Below are 10,484 nucleotides of genomic sequence, written 5' to 3'. Positions count from 1 at the left end.
GACTAATAATTATTTTGCTTTCCTCTTTTAACAAATTAAGAATCATTTCTATATTTTTTTCTGATCATAATCCTACTCGCTTAGATAAAATTAGGTGAGTTTCTAATTCATTAACTGACCCTTGCGCTATGTTTAAAAATCTTATATATTCTCCTCTATATCGTCGCCCATATCATAAGAGCTATATTAGCTGGAATGGATACTGCACTTATTCGGATTTGTTGAACCATAGAATATAGCTCGTCTTTGGGAAAAAGTTTAGTGAGGAAATAGCACTTTTCAGCAATATCCATCCCTTTTTGCCAAATCATTAAGTCTTTAAAGTCATTAATATCCGACATTCTTCCTGTTCCCTATTTTCGTTATTTTAGCATACTAAGTCCGGTAGAGCCATAACTACTTTATTACAAGGAGAACAAGATAATCTAGAAAAAGTATTTCAATGATGTAGATGGAAATTTATCATTCAAACCTTTATCATAAAAGATTGATAAAAAATTACCTCCAGCTTGAAAACCACTGGAGGCTATGATTAAAGACATTGGAATGTGGACTAGTTCACCTATGAATTTAACTTTATTTTTATATAGTTATATCTATCCGTAGAAACGTTTAAAATTAATTCATTTCTATCTAATTGAATAGACAAAAAAGACCCCCGGTTATAGACCGAGGGATTCTGCAAGTCGGAATTATCGCACAAAGACATTCGCGTACCCACAATAGCAATGTAACAGGTCGAAAAAATGCCAAAATGCCAAAAACCACAAATCTCCGTATTTTTACGAATATTTTAAGATCCAGTCGCAATGGAGGTTGGTTGTAAATAAGTAATCAACTGTTGCAAACCTTTTTGCAGATATCATGTTACTGTCATTGGTGTAGCCCCAATCTTCTTAGCAGCATCCTTGCGAGTTAATTGTTTAACAAATACTAACTCCACCGCCATTCTGGGTTTATCATCTAGCATACTTATTGCTCCTTCTAGCTGCTCTTTTTCTTCTTGCTGTTGCTGAAGTGCGATGCTATGATGACAGGGAAGCAAATCAGCCCAGGTGACTGGGGAATTTACGTAATTAGATACTGTATTATCTAAACTCATGACACCAATGACTATCAGCAAACCCTAATTACGAATATTTACTTCCTGTAAATAATCTTCTGGTTGCAAAAATACTCTACGCTCAACGGCGCGTTTATCGGTAGGTGTGTTTTGTACTTCAATAACAGGAACTGTTTTTAGTGTCGCTAATTCTTGTTGTTGATTACGTAGACGTAACTTTTGGGAATATTCTTGTAGTTTGACTCTTGCTTGTGCATAGACATCAGTATCTTTGGGAACTCTTTCCAGGAGTTTAATTGCTCCAAAAAAGTCACCTACAGATGCTTGATTGTGGGCTTGATATACATAATATCCCGATCTAACTTGACGTTTTTGATTATATTCAGCTAATTTTTGTTTAACTATAGTGCCAGCGGAGCTTTCTTCAGGTATTTGTTGTAAGTAATATAAAGCTGTTGAGAAATCTCTTTCTTCAGCTTTTGCATAGGCTTTGGCTAATAATGTTTGTGTTTGGGCTTCGATATTTACTTTTGCTTGTTCAACTAGGGGCTGAATTTTTGCTTGCCAATAGGAATTAACTGTAACTTTAGCCGCGTGAGGTAATACGTCTGTCCACCGACTTTCTTTGAATGCTTTTTCTGCTGAAATATAATGCTCTGCGTCTTTTTGCCATTGCTGTTGCCATTCTTCAATTGAGGCTTGTGCTTCTGCATAAATATTACTATCAAGAGGGATTGACTGAGCCAAATTAATTGCTTTTTGTAGGTCTCCAGATTGATATTTGGCTATGGCTTTATATAAAGTTTCTGTGGCTGAGTAAGCTTGAGAATTATTAAATAAAGAATATACTCCTAACCCTAATAAAACGGAATTAATTAATAAGCCTAATCTTAATTTTGCTAGTAATGGTTGGGATTTTTGATGTGGTTTTTCAATAGTTTGATAAGATAATTGAGATTCTGATATTTGTATTTCTGCTGGGTTATTTACCCATTCTATATGCTTGAGTACCCATAGTGCTTCATGAGCGGATTGAAACCGTTCTTGATGTTGATAACGGATCATCTGATTGAGGAAAGCAATTAAATAATCATTAATTTGGGTATCATCATCACACCAGATAATTTCATTGGTTTTGGGATCAATTTCTAATTGCAGAGGTGCAAGTCCTGTAATAGCCTGAATAGCAATTATGCCCAAGGAGTAAAGGTCACTATTGGGTTGAGTTTGACCAATGAATTGTTCTGGAGGAATGTAACCCAAGGATGTTACAGGAATTTGATCTATGGATAATTCGGTTTCAATACTAAAATCTATTGGTTGAATTGAGCCAAAATTAATTAATACTAATCTGGCATCTATAGCTCGTCTAATTAGGTTTTCTGGTTTAATATCGCAATGAATAAAGCCTTGAGAGTGAACAAATTCGAGAATATATAGGGCATCCTCTAGAAATTTAATAACGTCAATTTCACTCCATTTACTTGAGCTTTGTGGGCTAGTTGGTAGTTCTGCTGCTAAAGACTCTCCAGGAATAAATTGTTGTACTAAATAAAAACGTTCATTTTCTTCAAAGCAGGTAATTAATTCGGGAATTTGGGGATGGCGACCTAAGTGTTTGAGAGTTTCAGTTTCTGTTAAAAACCGTAGTCTGAGATAGTCAAAATAGGAGGTAGATTGATAGTTGTTAACTTTGAGTTGTTTAACAACATATCTAGGTTTTTCTGGATGGTGCATATCTACCGCGATAAATGTTTGCCCAAACACTCCGGCACTAAGTGGTTGAACAATTTGGTAACGCTCTTGTAATAGTTTGCCGATCATTTGGTTATTCATGATCTAATTACTCAGAAATCCTTCTATATCTTTTCTGACATCGGCTACTATTTTCCGGAATTATAGAAAATAATTCAGTATGTGAAATATTTAATAATTATTTCAGTGTTTTTACTTATGATCTTCTTTTTCTGCAAAGGTATCAGTTAATGGTTTGACGACTTTAGCGATCGCTTCTTGCACAAAAACTTTGATAAACTCATCGCGGCGATTAATCTGAAATTGTTGCTGCACAACTTCTGTCATCCCCCCATCACCCCAATCTTGATCATGACGAAAGTATTCAATAAAACTTTTCCCAGCAATGCGGGTTAAATATGCGGCTGTCACCCCTTGAATTGCTCTTCCCACAATAAAAGTAGCCACATTGAGTTGCAAAGCAGTTGATAATAATTCAATTGCCCCTTTGACAATCCCTAAACCAGCAATAGTTTTTCCTAAAGATAGGGCTAATTCCTTGCCCCTTTCCATGTTTAAATCGCAACCATAAAGCCTACCAATTTCTACTACCATTTGAGCATTAACCGCCGCAGTGGCGAGTAAGTCTACCATTGGCAATGGGGTGACAGAAACCACACCTGCTCCAATCCATTGATACCTCTCAACAATTTTATCAGCTTGCCGACGACGCTGAGAATCTATCATTTTACGGGCTTCTTCTCCTAAGCGTAAAGACTGTAAGAGAATATTGTCTGCCACTAAGTCTTCACCTTCAGCGCGTAAAATGGAAGCCATACGCCGTAACAAAGGAATAATATCCGCTTCCGGTTGGAAAGTTTCGCCAGTTTCTAATTGGGCTATTTGGGGATTGGCAGCGATCGCCACCACATCATTAGTAGCAATAAAACTCCGTACTCGCTCCCGTAATCTCGCCAAGATTGATTCTATGTCAGTTTCAGTGTATAAATCTGTTTTATTTAGAACTAAAAGCGATCGCTTACCAATTTCCGCCAACCCCCGCAATGGCTCATATTCAGAACGGCGTAAATCATTATCCACCACAAATAACAACAAATCCGCCTCCGTCGCCAAAGCCCTAGCCAATTGTTCCCGTTCCGTACCCGCCACCCCCGGTTCTAAAATCCCTGGAGTATCAGTAATTAATATCTTCCGTTCCAAACCCTTCAACCGTAAACAATAGGTTTCTCCCACCTGAGTCGTCCCCATTGGTGCATTCACTTCACCAACTATCCGCCCCATAATCGCATTCACCAAAGAAGTTTTACCAGCACTACCAGTACCAAAAACAACAACCTGAATTTCCCCTCTCGCTAAATTCGCCTCAATTTCCTTAGTCCGACTCAGTAAAGCTTGGCGTGTCACCTCATCTTGAATTTGGGCTACTTGTTGACGTACCGCTTGCAAAGTAGAAGAAGCCGCATCCGATTTAGCTGCTGGAATTTGGGCAGAAGTCACCCTTTGACGTTGACGACGGGATTTTTCCTCCCCCTGCCGCAGCACCAATACATAATAAATAAACGCAGCAATCAAACCACCAATCAGTAAAACTAGCAGTAATAATAGTAAATTACCCAACAACGGCGAATAGGACAACTGCCAGTACAAGCGGGAAAGAGAATCAATTAGCCATAGGGTTAACGCCAAAATGACGATTAGGCCAACAATTAGTGTAACAATACGAGACAAAGGCATGAAGGATAGAAGTTATTACCTGTATAGTGGTTTTCTCAGCTAGAAACTAAAAAGCAACAATTTTTGATAAACTAATATTTAAGTGTATGTGTAGTGTTGCCTGATTGACTGACTGTTAAATTCTCCATTTTCTACCTGCTCTCAATTCATGGGAAAGTTAAATGCCAAGTTACAATGTCAACCACCCATCACTTCCCTTCGGGTAAGTGAGAGCTTGTAAAAGCCTAGTTGACCAGACTCAGTTCTTAACCGAACTACGTTAGAGGTAAGAGTTAAAGACCTACCAGGGGATGCGTAGCTAGTTCCCTGCTCTAGAACTTAAAAGTTAAACAGGCTTAAGGGTTAAACCAGTGCTTTTAAGATAGTTACCGACCTCTAACATTGTCAAAGCTAACATTACCCCAGAAAGGGGAGGCTCTTCGGAGCAAAATATTATGTCCAAAGTATTTGTTTTAGGGACTTCCAATTAAAAAAATCCCCAAAAGTTTCTTGTGGTGCGGGACGAATTGCCCGCTAATTACCAAGGACGGGCAGGATGCCCATCCCACAAAATTGGGTAATTTATTTTTGGTGTTCCCTTAGACACTGAAAAAAGACCACTAGACTCACAAAAAGGACGGTTACGAATATGGAAAATCAAAGATTTGTTAATTGCTCAACTGTCCCTCTCATTGTTTGTGCTGGCGCACAAAATTACTCAAGGGACGTTTCACAATTAACCCTCCATTCCTCCCATCACCAAGCTGAGTACAGTTTTGGTGGGGGTCTCCTGGAGGTTTAGTTAAAAAAACCCACCCTTACTAAGTTTAGGGGTGGGTTATTCGGTTACTTATAAATTATGGATTTGGGAAAGTGGCAAATTAGAACATACCCATGCCGCCCATGCCGCCCATGCCACCCATACCACCCATACCGCCCATGCCGCCCATACCGCCCATGCCACCATCAGGAGACCCAGCGGATTGTTTTTCAGGCTTTTCAGCAATAATGGCTTCGGTGGTTAGTACCATACCGGCAATAGAAGAAGCGTTTTGTAAAGCGGAACGAACCACTTTTGCGGGATCAATAATACCAGCAGCAATTAAGTCTTCAAATTCACCTGTAGCTGCGTTATAACCGATATTCAAATCAGTTTCCCGAACTCTGGCAACAATGACAGAACCTTCTGCCCCAGCGTTCTCTGAGATTTGCCGCAGGGGAGCTTCTAAAGCTTTTTTAACAATATCAGCACCAATTCTTTCTTCGGGGGTGAGGCTGTTTTTAATTGCTTCTATCTTGGTAGATAGATAAATTAAGGTTGCACCACCACCAGGAACAATACCTTCTTCTACTGCGGCTTTGGTAGCGTTGAGTGCGTCTTCAATCCGCAAGGTTTTGTCCTTGAGTTCGGTTTCTGTAGCGGCACCGACTTTAATTACGGCAATCCCACCAGCTAACTTAGCAATGCGTTCTTGCAGTTTTTCGGTATCATAGTCGGAATCAGTTGCGGCTAACTGTTTACGAATTTGCTCAATCCGAATTTGGATTTCTGGTTTAGCAGCATTACCAGCCACAATGGTGGTATTTTCCTTGTCAATGTGGATTTTCTCCGCAGTTCCCAACATTTCCAAAGTGGCAGTATCTAAGCTTAAGCCAATGTCTTCAGAAATCATTTGTCCATCGGTGAGAATGGCAATGTCTTCTAACATAGCTTTGCGACGTTCGCCAAACCCAGGAGATTTAATCGCTGCGATCGCCAATACACCACGCGCTTTATTCACAACCAAAGTTGCTAAAGCATCACCATCTACATCTTCGGCAATAATCAATAAAGGTTGACCTGAACGGGCAACTTTTTCCAAGATGGGAACTAAATCTTGAATGCTGCTGATTTTTTTATCGGTAATCAGGATGCGAGCATTTTCAAACTCTACTGTCATCCGTTCGTTGTTGGTGATGAAGTAGGGAGAAATATAGCCTCTATCAACCTGCATTCCTTCTACTACTTCTAGTTCAGTGGTGAAGGATTTAGATTCTTCAACGGTAATTACACCGTCTTTGGTCACTTTCTCCATCGCCAGCGCGATCATTTGTCCCACTTCAGCATCATTACCAGCGGAAACTGTGGCAACTTGGGAAATGGCACTTCCTTCTACAGGTTTAGCGATCTTGGCAATTTCCTTTACCAGCGCCTCAACGGTTTTATCAATGCCCCGTTTTAAACTCATGGGATTTGTCCCAGCAGCTACATTCTTTAAACCTTCCTTAATCAAGGCTTGTGCTAGAACTGTGGCAGTGGTAGTCCCATCGCCAGCTATATCCTTAGTTTTTGATGCTACTTCCTGAATTAGTCTAGCGCCAGTATTTTCTAGAGGATCTTCTAATTCAATTTCTTTAGCAACAGTGATACCATCGTTAACAATTTGGGGAATACCAAATTTTTTCTCTAATAGGACGTTACGACCTTTTGGACCTAAAGTGATTTTCACCGCATCTGCCAGGGCGTTAATACCCCTTTCTAAAGCACGCCGTGATTCTTCATTAAATGCAATAATCTTAGTCATGTTTTATTTTTCTATTGCTTCCATTAGACAATTTAGCACTCACTGACCAAGAGTGCTAATCCCTTTCCCCAATTTAGATTAACAATCAAAATCCCAAAATTGATTAATATTAACAGTTGATACTTATGTTTGACCATAAAACTAATGATTATATTGGGAGCAGATGAACTTAGCAAACTCCCTTAAATCCCTTGGCATTGCTGACCCTAGCGGCTCCGGCTGGTTAGCTGTAGTATTTACGTTTCTATTAGCTTTAGTTGTTACCTGGCGTTTAATTCCCACAATTCGCAAATTTGCCTTAGAGGTAGGTTGGGCAGATCAACCCAACGCCCGACGATTGAATCAAGAACCTTTACCTAATGCGGGAGGTTTGGCAATCTACGCGGGTGTCATTGCGGCTTTGGTCTTAGCTAGTCTCTTGCGACCGATTGAACTGCAAGGGGTTTTAGCTCAGGTCTTAACGATTCTCCTGGGTGGTTCAATTTTAGTTTTAGTGGGCTTTATTGATGACCAGTTTGGTTTACCTCCATCTGTGCGTTTATGGGCGCAGGTAACAACAGCACTTTTGTTGGTTGGTAATGGAATTAGCATCAAAGTTGCCTTTGGTACACCCATTGATTCCCTCTTGTCTATGGCGTTAACGGTGCTGTGGGTGGTGGGGATCACTAATGCTGTTAACCTCATGGATGGGATGGATGGTTTGGCTGGTGGAATCAGCTTTATCACTGCTATCAGTTTGTTAGGCGTGTCTGCCCAGTTTGATAATCGCGCTGCTGCTACTTTGGTTTTAGCGGCTTTGGGAGGGGCGGCGCTGGGCTTTTTACGCCATAATTTTCACCCCTCACACATCATTATGGGTGATGCTGGTGCATACTTTTTTGGCTATGTGTTAGCAGCAACCAGCATTTTAGGCAAACTCCAGTTAAATACAATCTATGCCCTAATCCCCACAGTTTTATTTCTGCTGTTGCCAGTGATTGACACTACTCAAGTGTTTGTACGCCGACTGATGGCAGGAAAAAACCCTCTGAGTACACCAGGTAAAGACCACATCCATCATCGCTTGTTGGCTTGGGGACTATCCCAACGCAATGCAGCTTTTACCCTCTGGTCAATTACTTTAGGTTGTAATTTGCTGGCGATGAAAGTCCAGGGTATGAGTTTATCTGTGATGCTGGCTACTGCTGTCGGTATTATTTTGCTGTTAGGCCTTACCTTTTGGCAAAGAATGTTGAATAATTCGTGAATAGAGTACAGATATAGATCCCCGACTTCTTTGAGAAGTCGGGGATCTGAGTATTATAAAACTACATCACCATACCGCCATCAACATTAAATACTTGTCCTGTGATATAAGCTGCGGCGGGATCTGATGCTAAAAAGCGCACCATGCCAGCAATTTCTTCTGGTTTACCAAAACGCCCCAGGGGGATATATTGCAGGATACCATCGGCTTTGATATCGCTGGTCATGTCAGTGGTAATAAAACCAGGAGCAACGGCATTGACAGTGATGCCACGAGAAGAGAGTTCTTTAGCTACTGTTTTGGTAAAGCCAATTACTCCGGCTTTGGCTGCGCTGTAGTTTGCCTGTCCAGGGTTGCCCATTTGTCCCGCGACGGAAGCGATGTTAATAATCCGCCCCGAACGTTGTTTAAGCATAATTTTACTTACAGCTTTTGTACATAAAAATACACCAGTTAAATTTAGGTCTATAACTGCTTGCCATTCTGCTAATTTCATTCTTAATAGCAGGGTATCACGGGTAATACCTGCGTTATTGACTAAGATATCCACGCGCTGGAATTTTTCTAAGGTGGTTTTAATGAGTGTATCTACTTGATTTTCTTGAGAAACATCTGCTTGGAGGGCGATGGCTTCTCCTCCTGCTGCTGTAATTTCTGCGACTACTTCATCTGCTGCTGTGCTGGAACTAGCGTAGTTAACAACTACTTTTGCACCTTGGGAGGCTAATTGGATAGCGATCGCTCTACCAATTCCCCGTGATGCACCTGTGACTATTGCAACCTGATTTTTTAATAAACTCATCTATTTTTCCTCAATTTTGTGGAGATACCGCGCTAATTATCTTATAATTTTAAGTTAGACGGAGGTGAAAAATTTATTGATGCAGTTAGTTAGTCAAGAATACATCGAAATTGCTGCTAATGTCCGAAGTGGAAAACCCCGAATTGCTGGTACTCGTATTGCAGTAGAGGATATAGCAGTTCTACATTTAAAACTGGGGTATTCTCTGGTAGAAATTGCTGGTAAATATAACTTGTCTCTGGCATCTGTTTATGCAGCAATGGCTTATTATTTTGATCATCGAGATGAGATTGATGCACTCACTGTGCAAGAGGATGAATCGGTTGAGGTACTAAAACAAAATTATCCTTCACGTCTTCAAGAAAAGCTCAAACAGTTGAGAAATGAGTGAAAAAATTCGCTTTCATTTAGATGAAAATGCTGATCCTGCGATCGCGCTTGGGTTGCGTCGTTATGGAATTGATGTTACAACAACTAATAGTGTGGGATTACGTACTCAATCCGATGAAGTCCAATTAGGGTTTATTCAGGAAACGCAACGAGTGCTGTTTACCCAAGATACAGATTTTTTGATTATTGCGAGTCGTCAGCTTGATCATCCTGGGATTACATACTGTAAAAAAGGAACTCGTTCAATTGGAGAAGTCATTGAAACTTTGGTTCTGATTTATGAGGTGATGACACCTGAAGAGATGGTAGGACGTGTGGAGTTTTTGTGAAATTAAAGCAACATTTAAAGACTTGTATTTTTAAACCCTCCTTATTATGAAATGAAGGGATAATAGCTTTAATCTATTCTGGGAAATATTTGTCAATAATTGTTTTTTCTGGCGCAATTATGCCAAAATATACAGAAATGCTTCTGTATCATTATGATTGGGCAAACATTACAACGGCGTTACAAAATTACTAAGGAGTTAGGAAAAGGGGGGTTTGGCAAAACCTATTTAGCTGAATACCCGTTTGATTTGCCTGTTACTCCCCAATATCACTGTGTTGTTAAAGAACTTATCAAACCCCCGACATCCGAATTAGATACAGAAGAAAGGTTTAAAAAGGAAGCAGCAATCTTATTCAAGTTGGGAAAAACCCATTCCCAAATTCCTGAACTGTATGACTTTTTTGAGGAAAACAGAAAATTTTATCTTGTTCAAGAATACATTGATGGACAAGACTTGAGTTATGAAATAACTTCAGGTCAAGAATGGAGTGAGGCTAGTGTGTTAATTCTGTGTATTTTTGGAGGGATTGTCCAGAAAATTATTGGTGTTACCGTAGTTTACACCGAAAGCATCTGTTCCAGGCACGTTCTCATAAAAATATGACGACATATTTTGTGCA

General features: G+C 40.0%; 11 protein-coding genes. 4 read left to right on the top strand and 7 right to left on the bottom strand.

Annotated features, from left to right (window positions below):
- Positions 1 to 64 precede the first annotated feature (64 nt).
- The 6 genes from IQ228_RS27145 to groL all read right to left on the bottom strand — a co-directional run bounded on the left by IQ228_RS27145 (position 65) and on the right by groL (position 7,095).
- Positions 65 to 130, bottom strand: coding sequence for a hypothetical protein (locus IQ228_RS27145; protein WP_370566884.1), 66 nt, complete (start codon positions 128 to 130; stop codon positions 65 to 67).
- A gap of 25 nt (positions 131 to 155) precedes the next feature.
- On the bottom strand, positions 156 to 293 hold the full coding sequence (locus IQ228_RS27140) for a four helix bundle protein (RefSeq protein WP_250636667.1): 138 nt from the start codon (positions 291 to 293) through the stop codon (positions 156 to 158).
- Between the two features lie 569 nt (positions 294 to 862).
- Positions 863 to 1,102 carry a hypothetical protein gene (locus IQ228_RS12865; RefSeq protein ID WP_193963018.1) on the bottom strand — a complete coding sequence of 80 codons (240 nt, stop codon included), beginning with the start codon at positions 1,100 to 1,102 and terminating at the stop codon, positions 863 to 865.
- A 24-nt stretch (positions 1,103 to 1,126) separates the two neighbouring features.
- Complete coding sequence (locus IQ228_RS12860) at positions 1,127 to 2,899, bottom strand: serine/threonine-protein kinase (protein WP_193963017.1); 1,773 nt, start codon at positions 2,897 to 2,899, stop codon at positions 1,127 to 1,129.
- Between the two features lie 111 nt (positions 2,900 to 3,010).
- A complete protein-coding gene (locus IQ228_RS12855; protein ID WP_027403814.1) occupies positions 3,011 to 4,552 on the bottom strand; it encodes a YcjF family protein in 1,542 nt (513 codons plus the stop codon).
- 860 nt (positions 4,553 to 5,412) lie between these two features.
- Entirely contained in the window at positions 5,413 to 7,095 is a 1,683-nt protein-coding gene (gene groL / locus IQ228_RS12850) for a chaperonin GroEL (RefSeq protein WP_027404027.1), read from the bottom strand.
- Between the two features lie 163 nt (positions 7,096 to 7,258).
- Between groL and IQ228_RS12845 the strand changes: the two genes are divergently transcribed.
- The gene (locus IQ228_RS12845) at positions 7,259 to 8,341 is read left to right on the top strand and encodes an MraY family glycosyltransferase (protein ID WP_027404026.1); all 1,083 of its coding nucleotides are present in this window, start codon (positions 7,259 to 7,261) and stop codon (positions 8,339 to 8,341) included.
- Between the two features lie 61 nt (positions 8,342 to 8,402).
- Here IQ228_RS12845 and fabG read toward each other — a convergent pair whose 3' ends face one another.
- Complete coding sequence (fabG, locus tag IQ228_RS12840; RefSeq protein WP_027404025.1) at positions 8,403 to 9,143, bottom strand: 3-oxoacyl-[acyl-carrier-protein] reductase; 741 nt, start codon at positions 9,141 to 9,143, stop codon at positions 8,403 to 8,405.
- A gap of 64 nt (positions 9,144 to 9,207) precedes the next feature.
- Here fabG and IQ228_RS12835 point away from each other — a divergent pair, with 64 nt between their 5' ends.
- The 3 genes from IQ228_RS12835 (at position 9,208) to IQ228_RS12825 (ending at position 10,468) form a co-directional block, all read left to right on the top strand.
- On the top strand, positions 9,208 to 9,534 hold the full coding sequence (locus tag IQ228_RS12835; RefSeq protein WP_236630634.1) for a DUF433 domain-containing protein: 327 nt from the start codon (positions 9,208 to 9,210) through the stop codon (positions 9,532 to 9,534).
- The gene (locus tag IQ228_RS12830; RefSeq protein ID WP_027404023.1) at positions 9,527 to 9,862 is read left to right on the top strand and encodes a DUF5615 family PIN-like protein; all 336 of its coding nucleotides are present in this window, start codon (positions 9,527 to 9,529) and stop codon (positions 9,860 to 9,862) included. The genes IQ228_RS12835 and IQ228_RS12830 overlap by 8 nt, the downstream gene beginning before the upstream one ends.
- A gap of 153 nt (positions 9,863 to 10,015) precedes the next feature.
- On the top strand, positions 10,016 to 10,468 hold the full coding sequence (locus tag IQ228_RS12825; protein WP_027404022.1) for a protein kinase: 453 nt from the start codon (positions 10,016 to 10,018) through the stop codon (positions 10,466 to 10,468).
- Positions 10,469 to 10,484 lie beyond the last annotated feature (16 nt).

Origin of the sequence: Dolichospermum sp. LEGE 00246, assembly GCF_015207865.1 — a bacterium.
In the GTDB taxonomy this organism is placed as follows: Bacteria; Cyanobacteriota; Cyanobacteriia; order Cyanobacteriales; family Nostocaceae; genus Dolichospermum; species Dolichospermum heterosporum.
The sequence above is the reverse complement of the archived record's forward strand: the minus strand, read 5'-3'. Positions and strand labels throughout refer to the sequence as shown.